Source organism: Thiocapsa sp. UBA6158 (assembly GCF_002423035.1).
Lineage (GTDB): Bacteria > Pseudomonadota > Gammaproteobacteria > Chromatiales > Chromatiaceae > Thiocapsa.
Genome location: NZ_DIUM01000030.1, coordinates 42,282 through 58,074, shown reverse-complemented (window position 1 = coordinate 58,074; position 15,793 = coordinate 42,282). Strand labels below are relative to the sequence as shown.

General features: G+C 66.0%; 16 protein-coding genes and 1 other RNA gene. 12 read left to right on the top strand and 5 right to left on the bottom strand.

Annotation, left to right across the window (positions count from 1 at the left end):
- Positions 1-75: 75 nt before the first annotated feature.
- Genes B4N44_RS04840 through B4N44_RS04820 form a run of 5 tightly spaced genes read left to right on the top strand, consistent with a single transcriptional unit; the run spans position 76 to position 5,046 of the window.
- A complete protein-coding gene (locus B4N44_RS04840) occupies positions 76-1,929 on the top strand; it encodes an ABCB family ABC transporter ATP-binding protein/permease (protein WP_296697440.1) in 1,854 nt (617 codons plus the stop codon).
- Positions 1,926-3,542 carry a GAF domain-containing sensor histidine kinase gene (locus B4N44_RS04835; protein ID WP_296697438.1) on the top strand — a complete coding sequence of 539 codons (1,617 nt, stop codon included), beginning with the start codon at positions 1,926-1,928 and terminating at the stop codon, positions 3,540-3,542. Before B4N44_RS04840 ends, B4N44_RS04835 begins: the two co-directional genes overlap by 4 nt.
- The gene (locus tag B4N44_RS04830; protein WP_296697436.1) at positions 3,542-4,204 is read left to right on the top strand and encodes a response regulator; all 663 of its coding nucleotides are present in this window, start codon (positions 3,542-3,544) and stop codon (positions 4,202-4,204) included. Before B4N44_RS04835 ends, B4N44_RS04830 begins: the two co-directional genes overlap by 1 nt.
- Positions 4,205-4,254: 50 nt before the next feature.
- The gene (locus B4N44_RS04825) at positions 4,255-4,722 is read left to right on the top strand and encodes a rhodanese-like domain-containing protein (RefSeq protein ID WP_296697434.1); all 468 of its coding nucleotides are present in this window, start codon (positions 4,255-4,257) and stop codon (positions 4,720-4,722) included.
- Between the two features lie 24 nt (positions 4,723-4,746).
- The gene (locus tag B4N44_RS04820; RefSeq protein WP_296697433.1) at positions 4,747-5,046 is read left to right on the top strand and encodes a hypothetical protein; all 300 of its coding nucleotides are present in this window, start codon (positions 4,747-4,749) and stop codon (positions 5,044-5,046) included.
- A 59-nt stretch (positions 5,047-5,105) separates the two neighbouring features.
- On the opposite strand, the gene B4N44_RS04815 is transcribed toward B4N44_RS04820, so the two are convergent.
- Entirely contained in the window at positions 5,106-5,951 is an 846-nt protein-coding gene (locus B4N44_RS04815; RefSeq protein ID WP_414718113.1) for a UDP-2,3-diacylglucosamine diphosphatase, read from the bottom strand.
- Entirely contained in the window at positions 5,917-6,405 is a 489-nt protein-coding gene (locus tag B4N44_RS04810; RefSeq protein WP_296697429.1) for a peptidylprolyl isomerase, read from the bottom strand. Before B4N44_RS04810 ends, B4N44_RS04815 begins: the two co-directional genes overlap by 35 nt.
- A gap of 382 nt (positions 6,406-6,787) precedes the next feature.
- On the opposite strand from B4N44_RS04810, the gene cysS reads away from it, so the two are divergent.
- Positions 6,788-8,188, top strand: a complete 1,401-nt coding sequence (cysS, locus tag B4N44_RS04805; RefSeq protein WP_296697427.1) for a cysteine--tRNA ligase — start codon at positions 6,788-6,790, stop codon at positions 8,186-8,188.
- 154 nt (positions 8,189-8,342) lie between these two features.
- Here the strand turns inward: cysS and B4N44_RS04800 are convergent, their stop codons facing one another.
- Entirely contained in the window at positions 8,343-8,777 is a 435-nt protein-coding gene (locus tag B4N44_RS04800; RefSeq protein WP_296697425.1) for a hypothetical protein, read from the bottom strand.
- Between the two features lie 339 nt (positions 8,778-9,116).
- Between B4N44_RS04800 and B4N44_RS04795 the strand changes: the two genes are divergently transcribed.
- On the top strand, positions 9,117-9,659 hold the full coding sequence (locus B4N44_RS04795) for a hypothetical protein (RefSeq protein WP_296697423.1): 543 nt from the start codon (positions 9,117-9,119) through the stop codon (positions 9,657-9,659).
- A 99-nt stretch (positions 9,660-9,758) separates the two neighbouring features.
- Here the strand turns inward: B4N44_RS04795 and B4N44_RS04790 are convergent, their stop codons facing one another.
- Together B4N44_RS04790 and B4N44_RS04785 are read right to left on the bottom strand one after the other, a co-directional pair.
- Entirely contained in the window at positions 9,759-10,565 is an 807-nt protein-coding gene (locus tag B4N44_RS04790; RefSeq protein ID WP_296697421.1) for a fumarylacetoacetate hydrolase family protein, read from the bottom strand.
- A 36-nt stretch (positions 10,566-10,601) separates the two neighbouring features.
- Positions 10,602-11,879, bottom strand: a complete 1,278-nt coding sequence (locus B4N44_RS04785; protein ID WP_296697418.1) for a hypothetical protein — start codon at positions 11,877-11,879, stop codon at positions 10,602-10,604.
- Between the two features lie 264 nt (positions 11,880-12,143).
- Here B4N44_RS04785 and ffs point away from each other — a divergent pair.
- The 5 genes from ffs (at position 12,144) to B4N44_RS04760 (ending at position 15,694) form a co-directional block, all read left to right on the top strand.
- An RNA gene (ffs, locus tag B4N44_RS04780) (signal recognition particle sRNA small type) lies at positions 12,144-12,240 on the top strand.
- A gap of 203 nt (positions 12,241-12,443) precedes the next feature.
- Positions 12,444-14,168 carry a DNA polymerase III subunit gamma/tau gene (gene dnaX, locus B4N44_RS04775; protein ID WP_296697416.1) on the top strand — a complete coding sequence of 575 codons (1,725 nt, stop codon included), beginning with the start codon at positions 12,444-12,446 and terminating at the stop codon, positions 14,166-14,168.
- Positions 14,169-14,379: 211 nt separating this feature from the next.
- Complete coding sequence (locus B4N44_RS04770) at positions 14,380-14,703, top strand: YbaB/EbfC family nucleoid-associated protein (protein ID WP_040731662.1); 324 nt, start codon at positions 14,380-14,382, stop codon at positions 14,701-14,703.
- Positions 14,704-14,718: 15 nt separating this feature from the next.
- On the top strand, positions 14,719-15,315 hold the full coding sequence (gene recR, locus B4N44_RS04765; RefSeq protein WP_296697414.1) for a recombination mediator RecR: 597 nt from the start codon (positions 14,719-14,721) through the stop codon (positions 15,313-15,315).
- Between the two features lie 34 nt (positions 15,316-15,349).
- Positions 15,350-15,694, top strand: coding sequence for a histidine triad nucleotide-binding protein (locus B4N44_RS04760; RefSeq protein WP_296697412.1), 345 nt, complete (start codon positions 15,350-15,352; stop codon positions 15,692-15,694).
- Positions 15,695-15,793: the final 99 nt, after the last annotated feature.

The following is a 15,793-nucleotide window of genomic DNA, read 5'->3' as shown; positions in this document are numbered from 1 at the left end:
AATCGTCGAGTCTGCCGGGGCCGATCCCATCCAAAAACATCACATGCCGCGCCGGGCGCGGTTTAAAAGGCTTGCATGAACCGAATCGCCGCCACCGAGCGCATCCACTCCGACCGACGAGATTGGCACAATCTCCGTGGAATGTTGCCCTATCTGTGGGAGTTCCGCGGGCGTGCCTTGCTGGCGCTGGTCTGTCTGATCGCGGCGAAGGTGGCCAATGTCGGCGTCCCCTTGGTGCTGCGCGACATCGTGGATGCCTTCGAGGCCACGCCGAATCAGGTGCTGGTGCTGCCGATCTCGCTCCTGGTCGCCTACGGGGCGCTCAAGCTCAGCTCCTCGCTCTTCAACGAGCTGCGCGACGTGGTCTTCGCCCGGGTGCGCTATCGCGCCATGCGCCGGCTCTCCACGAAGGTGCTCGATCACCTGCATCGGCTCTCGCTGCGCTATCACCTGGGGCGTCAGAGCGGTGCCATCAGCCGTGATCTCGAGCGTGGCACCCGATCGGTTTCGACCATTCTGAACTATGTCGCCTTCAGCGTCCTGCCCGTACTGGTGGAGTTCACGCTGGTCGCGGTCATCCTCTTGAAGCAGTACAGCCCGGCCTTCGCCCTGGTCGTCTTCGGCACCGTCGCGGTCTATTTCACCTTCACCTTCGCCATTACCGAATGGCGCATGGACTATCGACATCGGATGAACCGCTTGGACTCGGAGGCCAATAATCAGGCCTTCGACAGCCTCATCAACTACGAGACGGTCAAATATTTCGGCAACGAGCGCATGGAGCTCGAGCGCTACGACGGCACCCTCGCCGAGTGGGAGGAGATGGCGGTCAAGAGTCAGACCTCCATGTCGCTGCTGAATTTCGGTCAGGGCGCGATCATCGCGATCGGCGTCACCCTGATCATGGCCTTCGCGGCCAAGGGTGTCGTGCAGGGCGAGATGAGTGTGGGCGACCTGGTCCTGGTCAACGCGCTCATGCTCCAGTTGTTCATCCCGTTGGGCTTTCTCGGGATCGTCTACCGCCAGATCAAGTATGCGCTCGCGGACATGGATCTGGTCTTCAAGCTGCTCGAGCGTCGCCCCGAGATCCAGGACGCCCCGGATACCAAGCCATTGCGTCTGCGCGACGGCGAGATCCGCTTCGAGCACGTCGACTTTCACTACCAGCACGAACGGGCGATCCTGCGGGACGTCGATTTTCGGATCGCGCCCGGCCAGACCCTCGCCGTCGTCGGTCACAGCGGCGCCGGCAAGTCGACCCTGGCCCGCCTGCTGTTTCGCTTCTACGACGTGACGGGCGGGCGGATCCTGATCGACGGGCAGGACCTGCGCGAGGTCACCCAGGAGAGCCTGCGTGCGGCGATCGGCATCGTCCCCCAGGACACCGTTCTGTTCAACGACACCATCTATTACAACCTGGCCTACGGACGGCCCGAGGCGACCCGGGCGGAGGTCGAGCGCTGCGCCGAGATGGCCCATATCCGGACCTTCATCGAAAGCCTGCCCGATGGTTGGGAGACCATGGTCGGGGAGCGCGGACTGAAACTCTCGGGCGGGGAGAAACAGCGCGTGGCGATCGCGCGGGCGATCTTAAAGCAGCCGCGGATCCTGGTCTTCGACGAGGCGACCTCCTCGCTCGACAGCCATACCGAGCAGGCGATCCAGCAGACGCTTGCCGAGGTTGCTGAGAACCATACGACCCTGGTCATCGCCCATCGTCTGTCGACCGTCGTGGACGCCGACCACATCCTTGTATTGGAGCAGGGCCGCATCCGCGAGCAGGGCACGCATCGCGCGCTCTTGGAGGCGGGCGGGCACTATGCCGCCATGTGGGAGCTGCAACAGCGCGAGGGTCCGGATGCGCCGGTGCCCGTACCGAACCCGGTGCCGGTCGCCGGAACGCCTGCGGCCCCGGAGGTGTTGCCGTGAGCGTGAGTCAAGCGCGGATCGTCGCCGAGCGCGGCGAGGAGGTCGAGGTGTCGCGAGTCGGTCAGGTCCTGCGTGCGGCCGGTCTCACCGTGCCCGGGGTCGTGGTCGGGGCGACGCTCGCCGCGGCAATCGCTTTGTTGACCCTGCAGGGCGCGCGGCCGCATCTGGACTGGCCGTCGCCGCTCGCCACGGCGGCGCTCGTCGTCGCCGCGCTCGGCGCCATGCTCTTTTGGAGCCGGTTGCGCAGCCAACTGCTGCTGCCTCTGGTGCGCCTGGAGCATTCGCTCTTGCGGGTCTGCCAAGGGGAGCCGGGCGCGAGCGATGCCCTGGACGATGCCGGGGTCCTGGCTCAGGTGGCGCGCGATATCCGTAGCCTGAACGAGGAGCTCACCGACCTGTACGAGGAGATGGACAACCGCGTCGCGCGCCAGACCATGCGGCTGGCGCAGAAGACCGCCTCGCTGAAGATCCTCTACGACGTGGCCGCCGGGATCCAGCAGGCGGAGAGCGTCGATGAGCTCTTGCTGCGCTTCCTGCGTGTTTTGAAGGAGATGGTCAACGGCCGGGCGGCTACCGTGCGTCTGGTCATGCCCGACGGATCGCGACGTCTGGTCGGCGCGATCGGTCTGGACGACGACCTGGTGCGCGAGCAGGACATCGGTCCGGTGGATCTGTGTCTGTGCGGGAGTGTCCTCACACCGGGGGAGATCCTCTGCGGGAACGACGCGCGCTATTGCTCCAAGGTCTACGGGCGGCGGATGTTCGCCGGCAGCGAGATGGAGGTCGTCACCGTGCCCTTGGAGCACCGCGACGAGCTGCTCGGCGTCTACACCGTCTTCATCGAGCGGCCTGGCTTGAAGGCCCGCGAGGACATTCTGGATCTGCTCGCCACCGTCGGGCATCACTTGGGTGTCGCCATTGCCAAGCAGCGCTCGGACATGGAGGCCCGGCGGCTTTCGATCGTCGAGGAGCGTAACTCCTTGGCGCACGAGCTGCACGACTCGCTCGCTCAGACCCTGGCGAGCCTGCGTTTTCAGTGTCGCATGCTGACCGACTCGCTGCGCGGCAGTGCGATCTCGCTCGAGGCGCGCAACGATCTGAGCCGGATCCGCAGCGGGCTCGACGAGGCCCATACCGAGCTGCGCGAGCTGCTGGCGAGCTTCCGTGCCCCCTTGGACCGACGCGGTCTGGTGCCGGCGCTCGAGAAGCTGACCCACCGCTTCGGCCAGGAAACAGGCGCGCACGTGCTTTTTCAGAATGACTGTCGTCCATTCGATCTCTCGGCCACCGAAGAGCTTCAGATCTTGCGGATTGTCCAGGAATCGCTGGCCAATATCCGCAAGCATTCCAAAGCGCACACCGTGAGGGTGATGCTGGCTCGGGAGTCCAACGGCCAACATGTGTTGCTGATCGAGGACGACGGGGTCGGCTTCAGCACCCCGGCGGAGGGATCCAATCCGGGCGAGCACATCGGCCTGACCATCATGGAGGAGCGCGCGCGGCGCATCGGTGCCGAGCTGCGCATCGAGAGCGAGGCCGGGGAGGGCACGCGTGTGGAGGTGATCTTCGACGGCAATCGGCGCACCCCGCGCCAGGGAAGGGTGGCGGCCTGATGCGCGTCCTGCTGATCGACGATCATGCCCTGTTCCGTTTCGGGCTTCAGGAGTTGTTGGAACGCCGAGGCATCCAGGTGGTCGCGGCGGTGGGCGATACCGCGATGGGTCTGAAGCGCGTCGCCGAGACCCTGCCCGACGTGGTCTTGCTGGACATGCGCATGCCGCAGCTCGACGGCCTGGAGATGCTCCGCCGGTTGCGTGCGGCTCATCCGGGGATGCCGATCGCGATGCTCACGACGAGCGCCGAGGAGCGCGACGTGATCGAGTCGCTGCAGGGCGGTGCGCAGGGCTATCTGCTCAAGGATATGGAACCGGATGCCCTGATTGCGGCGCTGAGCGAGATCGTCCAAGGCCGCACGGTGGTGGCACCCGAGCTGGCGATCGTCCTGGCCAAGGCCGTCCAAGGCGAGGCCGCGGGCATGGCCGCCGAGGGCCGGATCGCCGACCTGACGCCGCGCGAGCACGAGATCCTCTGCCATCTCGCCGAGGGTCAGAGCAACAAAGCGATCGCGCGCCGTCTGAATATTTCGGATGGGACGGTCAAGCTTCACGTCAAGGCGATCCTGCGCAAGCTCGATGTCCACTCGCGCGTGGAGGCGGCCGTGATTGCGGTGGAGCGCGGTCTGTGCGAGCGCAGAGCGGGCCGGGATATCGGATGAGGCCAAGACCGGGCCTGGAGAAAACCGAGGTTTGTCATGCGAGATAAGCGATGAAGAAATTTCTCGAGCTGATCAAAGACTGTGTGAGCGATGTGAAGGAGGTCATGCCCTGGGATCTCGAGGAGCGGCTTGCGGCAAACCCGGATCTGCTGCTGGTGGATGTCCGCGAGCCCGATGAATTCGCGGCCATGCATATCGAGGGGTCTCTGAATGTCCCGCGCGGTATCCTCGAGTCAGCCTGTGAATGGGACTACGAGGAGACGGTCCCGGAGCTGGTGCGTGCGCGCGACCGGGAGGTCGTGGTGGTCTGCCGCTCCGGATACCGCAGCGTCATGGCCGCCCATGCGATGAACCTGCTCGGCTACGGAGACGTTTCCTCGCTGCAGACGGGCTTGCGGGGCTGGAAGGACTACGAGCAGCCGCTGGTCGACGCGGCAGGTGAGTCGGTCGACCTGGACGATGCGGACCGCTATTTCACACCGCGCCTCAGACCGGATCAGATGCGCCCGGCAGACTGATGGCTGTTTCGGAAAACCTTTCGAATGCTCAATAAAACCAAGCGCTTGTTCACTTCGCTCTTGCCGGTCGACCCGGATCGAACGGGCGCGTGCAACCGTTGCGGTGCTTGCTGCAAGCTGCCCTACCCCTGCCCGTTCCTGCGTTTCGACGACGCGGGTTTGAGCAGTTGCGCGGTCTATGCGATGCGCCCTCCGAGCTGCCGGAAGTATCCGCGGGTGGCCTCCGAGCAGCTGACGCCGCAGGAATGCGGCTATTCCTTCGCCTCCGCAGACAAGCCCGTGACGGACGCGATCGGGCTTGATCCCGCGACCGATCTCCTCTGAGCGTACCTTTAGGCAGCACGGCCTCTCGGTGTCGGCAAGCGCAGGTTGTGCTCCTGTCGTCAGCACCACGCGTCTGGTCGGGAGGGGGTAGGGGCGATTGACGGCAGCACGGTCTCTCGGTGCCAGCCGGAGTGACCGTGGATCAGTGCCTCGCCGTGGTCCGGGTGCCATTCGGCCAGAACCGAGCGCACGGCCTCTCGGCCGTCGATCCGCACGCGATGATCGCCCGGACGGTGGGTGTGTCCGTGGATCAGGCGCACGGCGCCGTAGCGGTGTAGATAGCGGGCGACCGTCTCCTGGTTGACGTCCATGATGTCCGGGGTCTTCTCCGCGGTCGCGGCTCCGCTCTTGCGGCGGTAGTCGGCGGCGATCTTGCGGCGTGCCGCGAGTGACCGCCAGAGGAAGAGGCGCTGGAGGAGCGGGTTGCGGATGCGGCGCCGAAATCGCTGATAGGCGACGTCGTCGGTGCAGAGCAGGTCGCCGTGCATGAGGAGCGTGGGCTCGTCGGCGAACCGGGCGAGGGTCGGGTCGCGCAGGAGTCGGCACCCGGTCTCGCGGCAGAAGGCACGCCCGATCAGGAAGTCGCGGTTGCCGTGCATCAGATGACAGCGGACCCCGGATGCGGTAACCGCGGCGAGCGCGGCCTTGACCTCGGTGTTGGGCGTGCCCTCGTCGTCGTCGCCGATCCAGGCGTCGAAGATGTCGCCGAGTAGAAAGAGCTGATCGGCCTCGCGGGCGCGCCCGGCCAGGAAGGCGAGGAAGAGATCCACCGTCGCCGGTCGATCCGGCGACAGATGCAGGTCGGAGACGAAGACGCTGACGCCTTGAATGATCACGCGGCGGTCGTCGCTCCGGTCCCGGCGCGGGGCGTTACTCGACCACACCCGCCTGCTCGAGGACGACATCCTCGACCGGGACATCCTGGTGCCCGTGACGCGTTCCGGTCTGCACGCCGCGGATGGCGTTGACGACATCCATGCCCTCGACGACGTGTCCGAAGACGCAGTAGCCCCAGCCGTCCTGCCCCGGATAATCCAGGAAGCCGTTGTCCGCGACATTGATGAAGAACTGCGACGTCGCCGAGTGCGGATCCATGGTGCGTGCCATGGCGAGCGTGCCCTCGAGGTTCTTCAGTCCGTTCTTTGCTTCGTTCTCGACCGGAGCGCGTGTCGGCTTGGGCGTGAAGTCCGGCCTCATGCCGCCGCCCTGGATCATGAAACCGTCGATGACGCGGTGAAACAGCGTCCCGTCGTAGTGACCGTCGCGGACATACTGCTCGAAGTTCGCGCAGGTCTTGGGCGCCTTCTCGGCATCCAGCTCGAGGAGGATGTCGCCGTGGTTGGTGGTGAGCTTGATCATCAGAGATCTCCGCAGGCTGTACTGGCGCGCCGGCGGCGCACTCGGGTTTAAACCGCGCCCGGCGTGGTATGCGTCGTTTGTTGAATTGGCATGGCCGCGCCGGCTCCGAGACATGTTCGGAGCCTGCGCGGTTTAAAGTATTCAAAAAGATCAAGTTTTAAACCGCGTCCCCGCTAAGGGAGGTGGACGCGCCAAACGTCGAGTTCACTCGAAAGTGCGCATCTCGCTCTGGACGCGGTTTAGGTTCAATGGTACGGGCTTTGCGCAGTCGGGGAAAGGCGGGTTCACGCCTGCATCCTCGGCTTTGTTACCATGCCTGGCTTGCCGGAACCCGGCTCCGGACCTGTTGCGGCCCGGACCAACCCACTCGCGAGTGCATTCCATGTTGCAGATCCACAATAGCCTCACACGCCGCAAAGACCCCTTTCAGCCGATCGAGCCCGGCAAGGTGCGCATGTACGTCTGCGGGATGACCGTCTACGACTACTGCCATCTCGGCCATGCGCGCGTGATGGTGGTCTTCGATGTCGTCTATCGCTATCTGCGTGCGCTCGGCTACGAGGTGACCTATATCCGCAACATCACGGACATCGACGACAAGATCATCCGCCGTGCCGCCGAGGCCGGCGAGCCGATGCAGGCGCTGACCGAGCGTTTCATCCGGGCGATGCACGAGGACTCCGATGCGCTCGGTATCCTGCGGCCGACCGACGAGCCGCGCGCGACCGCGCACATGGACGAGATCCTCGCCATGATCGGCACCCTGATCGAGAAGGGGCTCGCCTATGTCGCCGAGAACGGCGATGTCTATTACGCGGTTGCGCGCTTTCCCGGCTACGGCAAGCTCTCGGGCAAGGATCCGCAGGACCTGCGCGCGGGCGCCCGGGTGGAGGTCGACGAGGCCAAGCGCGATCCGCTGGACTTCGCGCTCTGGAAGTCCGCCAAGCCCGGCGAGCCGGCCTGGGAGTCGCCCTGGGGCTCGGGCCGGCCGGGCTGGCATATCGAGTGCTCGGCCATGAGCACCTGCGCATTGGGCAGCCATTTCGACATCCACGGCGGCGGGGCGGATCTGCAGTTCCCGCATCACGAGAACGAGATCGCCCAGTCCGAGGGCGCGACCGGCGAGCCCTTCGTGAACGTCTGGATGCACAACGGGTTCGTGCGCGTGAACGAAGAGAAGATGTCCAAGTCGCTGGGCAACTTCTTCACCGTGCGCGAGATCCTGCAGCGCTTCCGGCCCGAGGAGGTGCGCTATTTCATCCTGACCAGCCAGTACCGCAGCCCGCTCAACTACGACGACGAGCACCTCGAGCAGGCCCGTGCGGCACTCACACGACTCTACACGGCCTTGCGCGGCGTGCCGGACCTTGCGCCCGAGGCCGTGGATGCGTCCGTTGCCACGCCCTTCGTCGAGCGTTTTCACGCCGCGATGGACGACGACTTCAACACGCCCGAGGCGCTTGCGGTCCTGTTCGATCTGGTGCGCGAGGTCAACCGTATTCGAGCGGATGATCCCGGGGCCGCCGCCGGCCCGGCGGCGGTGCTGCGACGACTCGGCGGCATTCTCGGCATCCTGCAGGAGGATCCGGAGCTCTATCTGCGCGGCCGGGCCGACGACGGCGGGATGTCGGACGCGCAGATCGAGAGTCTGGTTCAGGCGCGTATCGCCGCCCGCGCCGCCAAGGATTGGGCCGAGGCCGATCGTCTGCGCAAGCTGCTGAGCGAGGCGGGCATCGGTCTCGAGGATGGGCCGAGCGGGACGGCGTGGCGTCGCGGGGCTTGATCTTGGATCCGCAACGACTATGAATGCATCCGAACCGAGTGATCCGCGCGACGATCGCTTCCGCCGGAGGTGCGTTGGCGGGGCTGGGTTCAGGCGTTCGAGCGGGGACGACGGGTTTCGCTGCGCTTAACCATACTACGAATTTTTGGGGGGGTCAGGGGGCGTTGCGTGCCCGGCAGGCTTGCTCGCACTCGACGGCGCGATTGGCGCAGTAGCCGTAGAGATTCTCCGCACAGGACCACCAGGGATAACCGCAATCGGAGCGCTCGAATGCCGAAGCTAGACACCGGCGGTAGTCGACGAATGCCTCGCTGTAGCCGGCTTGGCACTGGCGATAGTCGTAGCGCGCATCGGCGTTGCACCTGTCGCGGGCACTTTTGCATGCGCCGATACAGCTGAGTTCCGCGAGTTGTCCGGGCAAACCCGGCGATTGGGCGCAGCCGCCCGACAGGACCGCGAGGAGCAGGCTCGAGAGGCCGAGGAGGAGTAGACGCGGGCTCGGCCGCGCGCCGAGCCGAGTCGTCTCGGGTAGCCCCTCGCCGAGCCCCTCTCTGAGCTTGATTCCGTGTATGAATGGCCTGGTTTGCATCCCTGAGTCGCTCCGTGTCGGGTTGATTTCGAGATCGGGGGCAGCCGCATCCGGGGCTCGCCGTTGCGGCAACTCTAGTCCGAAAGCGCCCCGCTGTGCAGGGCGGGATGCACGGGCTTCACGCGCCGATCCCTACATCGGCCGAGCAATGGACCGCGGGACCCGGGATTCGGGAGAGGGGTTGAAATGGCTCCCCGGCGGGGCCGATTGGGCCTAAACTGATCGCGTGCTTATCGGGCAAGGATCCGAATCGACGCGGCCTCGACCGGCACCCACAGCCGTCCTGACCCGACCGGCCGGCCCGCGACGTTCAACGGTCGTCTTGCGCGGAGAACGCTTATGACCCGACGCCATCTCGTCGCCCTGTTGCCGATCGTGCTCGGGGCCTGCGGACTCGTGCCGCCGAATCATCTCGGCGGGATCGGTGCGAGCGTTTCGCCGATGGATTATGCCCGGCGGCTCTGCGCGCACCTGGATCCGGAGTCCTACTCCTCCTGCGTGAGCCAGGTGCTCGACGAGATCGACCTCGGCCAACCGGATCCGCTGCCTGCGGGCTATTCCACCTCCGGCCCCTTCGCCGTCGTCATGGGCGGGGAGGTTTACGTCGGCGATTACCGTTCCAATCCCTTCAAAGCCGATTTTCGTGTCTCCAACGGCCGGAACGGCTGCCGCGGCGCCTACAACGCCATCACCGGATCGGCCGACGCCGTTTTCGATGTTTATTGCGACGACGGGCGCAGCGGCTGGGCCGACGTCATCCGCGCGGGCGACGGCCGCAACGGCATCGGCAAGATCGCACTCGACGACGGGGCCGAGGGCGATATCGTCTTCGGTCATCTGCCCCTCGGCGGTCTGGATCGGAGGCGGAACGACGCGCTGTAGATGGTGTAGGTGGTGTAGGGGCGACTTTAGTCGCCTCCTGGTCCCATGTAAGCGTTGGCTGGGCGACTAAAGTCGCCCCTACACCGCCCTACACCGCCCCTACACCGCCTGCACCACGGGGCTCTCCAGTGCCCCGATCCGCTCGATCTCGACCGTGACCCGGTCGCCCGCGCTCAGGAACAGCGGCGGGGTGCGCGCGAAGCCCACACCGGGCGGGGTGCCCGTGATGATCAGGGTGCCGGGCAGGAGTGTGGTGTCGCGGCTCAAGAAGGCGATCAGCTCGGCGATGGTGAAGATCATGTCGCTGGTGTGGCCGGTCTGGACGCGCTCGCCGTTGAGTGTGCAGATGACGCTCAGTGCCTGCGGGTCGGGGATCTCGTCCGCGGTGACCAAGACCGGTCCGAGCGGACAGAAGCCGTCGAAGCTCTTGCCGCGAATCCATTGGCCCGCACCGCCTTCCTTCTGCCAGCGCCGTGCGGAGATGTCGTTGGCGCAGGTGTACCCCAGCACGTAATCGAGCGCGGATGCGACCGAGACATCGCGCGCCGTACGACCGATGACGACGGCCAGCTCGGCCTCGTAGTCGACCTCGGGGCCGTGCTCGCAGGCGTTCGGCAGAATGATGGGTTCGCCCGGGTCCGTGATCGCCGTCGTGGGCTTCATGAAAACGACCGGGTTGGACGGGATGGCGGCCCCGGTCTCTTCGGCATGGGCGCGATAGTTCAGGCCGATGCCGTAGACGTTGACGGGTGCGATCGGCGCCAGCCAGCGTGCCACCGCGATCTCGTCGGTGGTCTCGGTCAGGCCCTCGTAGAGGTGCCCGCCAAGTCGGATGGCATGCCCGGCGTCGATCGGGGTTCCGTAATGGATGGTGCCGTGGATGTCCAGAAAGCGGGCGATCTTCATGTTCGGGTTCTCGTCGATAGCGTATGGATAGGGGATTCAGCCGGGGCTGCGGGCACGCAGCTGCTCGGTGAGTTTTTGGAATTCGCGTTGCATCTCCAAGTTTTCAAAGGGGCGCAGGGCCGGGACCTGGCGATTCATGAGTCCTTCGAGAAGCTGCTGGCTCGATCGGACCAGGCTGACCAGCTCGCCGGACACCCGCACCGTCTCGTAGGTATTCCAGGCGGCGGCGATATCCTTTTCAAGCTCGCGTCGAGCTTGCTTCACCTGTGTCGCCTGGTCCCTGAGATATCGGCGATAGATCTCGGCGGCCTGCACGGTCAGCTCTTGTGCCTCCAGGTTGGCCGCGAGCACCTCCTGTCGCCCCGGCGACTCGCGCTGCAAGCGTCGGGTCTCGCCGGAAAGTGTCTGCGCACGCGCGATGATGGCGTCGATCTGCGGCACATACTGCTCCCCGATCGCCTCCTCGATCTGCAGGTGCATGCGGTTGAGCGCCTGCAGCAGGACGACATAGAGGCCGTAATAGCGTCGCGCGCTCTGCAGATCCTCGCCGCTCTGGGCGACCAGCACCTCGAGCTGGGCGGTGATGGCCTTGACGTTGTCGAACAGAATGCCGAGGTCGACCATGTTGTCGCCGACCACGGTCGAGAGCAGCAGCTCGATCTGATCGTCGCCCAGGTCGATGCCCATTTGGCGCAGCTCGCCCGCGAACTCCCGTTTGACCGCGGCCAGCTCGCCGTTCAGACGATCGATGTCGTCCTCCAGCGACGCGATCGAGCGATCGTAATCCGCGACCGTCTTCTTGAGGGTCGACTCTGCAGGTGCGGAGATCCGTTTCTGACGGGCATCGGCGATCCCGACACGGGCCCTCTCGATCTCGGCTTGAAGGATCCGGATTCGCTCGCGGTAGTTTTGGATCGGCGAGGTCGAGAGGATCTCCACCGCGGCGTCGAGCAGTGCGTTGATCTCCTCTCGATTGGAGCGCTGGTCGGTCTCGAACCAGGCCCGCTCGGGCAACTCGCCGTGGCGCTCTTCCAGCACCAACGCCGAATCCAGCTTGGGGACAACGTTCTCCCAGACCCGGGCGAAATCCCGATCCTCGGCGAAGAGTCCTTTGGCGTCGGCGACCGCCCGGTCGGCGAAATCGCGCGAGCGTTGCCACCATTCGGTGGCGGTCTCGAGGGTTCGGTTCCAGACATCCGGCTGGGTTCGGGATGGCTCGGCCGCTGAAAGGTCGGTCTCGGCGGCGAGCGCGCCGGCGCCGCCGCCGATGAGGAGCGTCCCGAGGAGAAGGATGGGCGGTGAGATGGCGCGCATTGGGAATCAGGATGCCTCGGCGGGTCTGTTGGTGCGGGTCCCGAGCCGGCGGACTCGGCCATGACCGACGCTCGGACCCGGCCAAGGGTCGGACGCGACAAGTCTGCCACGCCCGAGCGGTCGGGTCGATGCGGGTGTCGGGCAAGTGCAGAAGGGCGCCTCGGTCCGGCGCGGATCGTCGGGCGTTTGTCTTCGGTCGTGCGCTTTGTTAACCTTGCACGTCGACTCGGGCCATGGTCCGGATGTCGATGTCATGGTGGCTTGCGCCGGTCCCCTCGCAACGCGAAACCGTGAACCCGGTCAGGCCCGGAAGGGAGCAGCCGCAGCGGTTGAAGCGTGTGCCGGGGTGTGGCTGGCGTCGGCCGCCGCCCCCGCCCGATCCGGACGGGCAAGTGGACGTCGTCGCGCAGGCCGTGAAGATCGGCTCGGCCGACATGACCCTCGAGTCCGCGCACTCATCGCCGGATGGACGGCAGTGTGGTCACCGGCAAGACCCGGCACCGGATGCCCGTTACCGTTCCTATCAGTCGCCTCCACACGGAATTCGTCCGACTCGAATCACGCATGTCCTACCAGGTGCTCGCCCGCAAATGGCGCCCCAAGAGCTTCGATGATCTGGTCGGACAATCGCATGTGGTCCGCGCACTCTCCAACGCGCTCGATCGCGACCAGCTCCATCATGCCTACCTCTTTACCGGCACCCGCGGTGTCGGCAAGACCACGCTTGCCCGTATCCTCGCCAAGGCGCTGAACTGCGAGGAGGGCGTGAGCGCGCGTCCCTGCGGTGTCTGCTCGTCCTGTCGAGAGATCGACGGCGGTCGATTCGTGGATCTCATCGAGGTGGATGCCGCCTCGCGCACCAAGGTCGATCAGACCCGCGAGCTTCTGGACAACGTCCCCTATGCCCCGGCCCGTGCACGCTACAAGGTCTATCTGATCGACGAGGTGCACATGTTCTCCAACCACAGCTTCAACGCCTTGTTGAAGACCTTGGAGGAGCCGCCGCCGCATGTGAAGTTCCTGCTCGCGACCACCGACCCGCAGAAGGTCCCGGTCACGGTGCTCTCGCGCTGTCTGCAGTTGAATCTGCGACGCCTCTTGCCCGAGGAGATCCGTGCCCGGCTTCAGCATGTCCTGGAGGCCGAAGGTCTCGTGTTTCAGGCCTCCGCGCTGCCCTTGCTGGCCCGCGGGGCCGACGGGAGCATGCGCGACGGCCTGAGTCTGCTCGATCAGGCGATCGCCTTCGGCGGCGGGCGGGTCGAGGAGTCGGGCGTGCGCACCATGCTCGGGACCCTGCCTGGCGATCTGACCCTGGACCTGCTCGATGCGCTGGCCGCGGGAGACGGGGCGCGTGTCTTGGCAGAGGTCGAGCGCGTGGCCTCGCTGACACCGGATTTCGAAGCGCTGCTGCGCGAGCTGATCGCGCTGCTGCACCGCTTGGCACTGCTTCAGCAGGTACCCGAGACGCTGGCCCCGGACGATCCGGACGCCGCGCGCCTGAAGGCGTTGGCGGATCGGCTCCCGGCCGAGGATCTTCAGCTTTACTATCAGGTGGCGCTGATCGGGCAAGGCGACCTGCCGCTCGCCCCGGATCCGCGTGCCGGCTTCGAGATGGTCCTTTTGCGCGCCCTGGCGTTTCGGCCGGGCACGAATCGGGACGAGCCGACCCGCGCGCCGCCACGCCCCGCGACCCTGCGCGAGACCGCGACCGGCGGTGCGATGCGTCCGGCCGAGTCCGCCGGCGGTGCGGCGGGCTCGCCGGTATCCTCGCCCGTATCCTCGCCGGTATCGATGCTCCGGCCGGTTGCCGAGCCGCGTCTTGCCGAGCCGGCGCCGGCGCATCGGGCCGCTGCCGCGACTCATGCGCCGACCGAGATTGCAGGCGCCGCGCGCGCAGTCGTACTCACCTCGCACGCGGAATGGCTCCAACTCGTCGATCGTTTGGAGCTGGGCGGGATCGCGAGCCAGATCGCCCATCATTGCGATCTGAAAGGCTGGGCCGACGGACAACTCTCGCTCGGCTTGGATCCGGCCGCCGAGCATCTGCGCTCGCCGGGTGCGGAAGCGCGCCTGCACGCCGCTCTGGAGAAGGCCATGGGGACGGCGGTGAAGCTCGACATCCAGGTCGCCCGGCCGCAGCGCGAGACCCTGGCTCGGCGACGCGAGCGCGAGACCGGCGAGCGTCGCCAGGCGGCGGTCTCCGCGATGGAGGAGGACCCGATCGCGCGCGCGATGCAGGACGAGCTCGACGCGAGCTGGATCGCCGGGAGTATCGAGCCGGCCGATTGAAGACCGGCGGGCGGTAGAGAACCGTCTCCCCGGGTGTTTCTGTTGCGCTGAATCTCCGCTCGGAGATTCGGATGGACTGGGGTCGCACTGCGACTGATTCTTCCAAAGAGATAGCCAACCGAGAAGAGAGGATGCGGGAGATGGACGGCGTTCGGCGCCGTGCGCTATCCCGCCTCGGCCCCGCGGCCGGGGTTTCCCGCGACGATGCATGATGAAAGGTGGAATCGGCAACCTGCTCAAGCAAGCGCAGAAGATGCAGGAAGACATGAAGCTGGCCCAGGAGCGGCTCGCCTTGGAAGAGGTCGTCGGCGAGTCCGGCGGCGGCATGGTGAAGGTGACCATGAACGGCCGCTATCAGGTCAGTCGGGTGGAGATCGACCCCGGTGTGATGGGCGACGATAAGGAGATGCTCGAGGATCTCATCACCGCCGCCGTCAACGGTGCAAGCCAGCGCGTCGCCGAGAAGGCGAAGGAGAACATGGCCGAGCTGACCGCCGGGCTGCCCTTGCCGCCCGGGATGAAGCTGCCCTTTTAGGCGCGGCCCATTGCCATGTCCGAGCGCCCGCTTCTCGGTCAATTGATCGATGCCTTGCGGTGCCTGCCCGGGGTCGGACCCAAGTCGGCGCAGCGTATCGCCTTCCACCTGCTCGAGCGCGATCGTGAGGGCGGGGCGCGTCTGGCGCGGATCATGGCCGATGCCATGATCCGGATTCGGCGCTGTCGCCGCTGCCGGACCCTGACCGAGCAGGATCTGTGTGCGCTCTGCACCAACCCGCATCGCGACGCTGCACTCCTGTGCGTGGTCGAGCAGCCGTCCGAGATTCTGGCGATCGAGCAGGCGACGGACTTTCGCGGACTTTATTTCGTGCTCGGCGGGCGGCTCTCGCCGCTCGACGGGATCGGCCCGGAGGAGCTTGGCCTGGACTCGCTCGACGCGCGTCTACAGGGCGGGGAGGTCCGCGAGGTCATCCTCGCCATCAGCCCGACCGTGGAGGGGAGTGCGACGGCACACTTCATTGCCGAGTCCGCCGATCGGCACGGTGTGAGCGCGACGCGCATCGCCCACGGTGTCCCGCTGGGCGGAGAGCTCGAATATTTGGACGGCGGCACGCTGGCGTTGGCCTTCAATGGTCGGCGCCGACTCTGACACCACTGGTTTCTGAACGGAGCGGATTGCAACGATGTCTGATACCATTTTCGGCAAGATCGCCGCAGGCGAAGTCTCGGCCGACATCGTCTATGAGGACGACGACCTGGTCGCTTTCCGAGACCTCCACCCGCAAGCGCCGACCCATATCCTGGTGATCCCGCGCAAGCCGATTCCGACCCTCAACGAGGTGCAGCCCGAGGATGCCGTGCTGATCGGCAAGCTGTTCCTGGCCGCGGCCAAGATCGCCGAGCAGGAGGGGATCGCGCGCAGCGGCTACCGGACCTTGATCAACTGCAACGCGGCGGCCGGGCAGACGGTGTATCACCTGCACCTGCATATCCTGGGCGGGCGCCCCATGCAGTGGCCACCCGGCTGATCCTTGTTGCGGGGTAGCGCGCGGTACGTGTAGGGTCTTGACGTCGTCGCCGAACGGCGACCTTGTGATTCATTCCAGCGGAGATCGACGGGCGTTTGC

Bases quoted from the DNA above. Each gene is read 5' to 3' on its own strand.
- B4N44_RS04830 (WP_296697436.1), top strand. From the start codon at position 3,542: ATGCGCGTCCTGCTGATCGACGATCATGCCCTGTTCCGTTTCGGGCTT.
- B4N44_RS04815 (WP_414718113.1), bottom strand. From the start codon at position 5,951: ATGTCGTCCTCGAGCAGGCGGGTGTGGTCGAGTAACGCCCCGCGCCGG.
- recR (WP_296697414.1), top strand. From the start codon at position 14,719: ATGTCCGAGCGCCCGCTTCTCGGTCAATTGATCGATGCCTTGCGGTGC.
- B4N44_RS04800 (WP_296697425.1), bottom strand. From the start codon at position 8,777: ATGCAAACCAGGCCATTCATACACGGAATCAAGCTCAGAGAGGGGCTC.
- B4N44_RS04840 (WP_296697440.1), top strand. From the start codon at position 76: ATGAACCGAATCGCCGCCACCGAGCGCATCCACTCCGACCGACGAGAT.
- B4N44_RS04760 (WP_296697412.1), top strand. From the start codon at position 15,350: ATGTCTGATACCATTTTCGGCAAGATCGCCGCAGGCGAAGTCTCGGCC.
- B4N44_RS04810 (WP_296697429.1), bottom strand. From the start codon at position 6,405: ATGATCAAGCTCACCACCAACCACGGCGACATCCTCCTCGAGCTGGAT.
- B4N44_RS04785 (WP_296697418.1), bottom strand. From the start codon at position 11,879: ATGCGCGCCATCTCACCGCCCATCCTTCTCCTCGGGACGCTCCTCATC.
- B4N44_RS04770 (WP_040731662.1), top strand. From the start codon at position 14,380: ATGAAAGGTGGAATCGGCAACCTGCTCAAGCAAGCGCAGAAGATGCAG.
- B4N44_RS04820 (WP_296697433.1), top strand. From the start codon at position 4,747: ATGCTCAATAAAACCAAGCGCTTGTTCACTTCGCTCTTGCCGGTCGAC.
- cysS (WP_296697427.1), top strand. From the start codon at position 6,788: ATGTTGCAGATCCACAATAGCCTCACACGCCGCAAAGACCCCTTTCAG.
- dnaX (WP_296697416.1), top strand. From the start codon at position 12,444: ATGTCCTACCAGGTGCTCGCCCGCAAATGGCGCCCCAAGAGCTTCGAT.
- B4N44_RS04825 (WP_296697434.1), top strand. From the start codon at position 4,255: ATGAAGAAATTTCTCGAGCTGATCAAAGACTGTGTGAGCGATGTGAAG.
- B4N44_RS04795 (WP_296697423.1), top strand. From the start codon at position 9,117: ATGACCCGACGCCATCTCGTCGCCCTGTTGCCGATCGTGCTCGGGGCC.
- B4N44_RS04790 (WP_296697421.1), bottom strand. From the start codon at position 10,565: ATGAAGATCGCCCGCTTTCTGGACATCCACGGCACCATCCATTACGGA.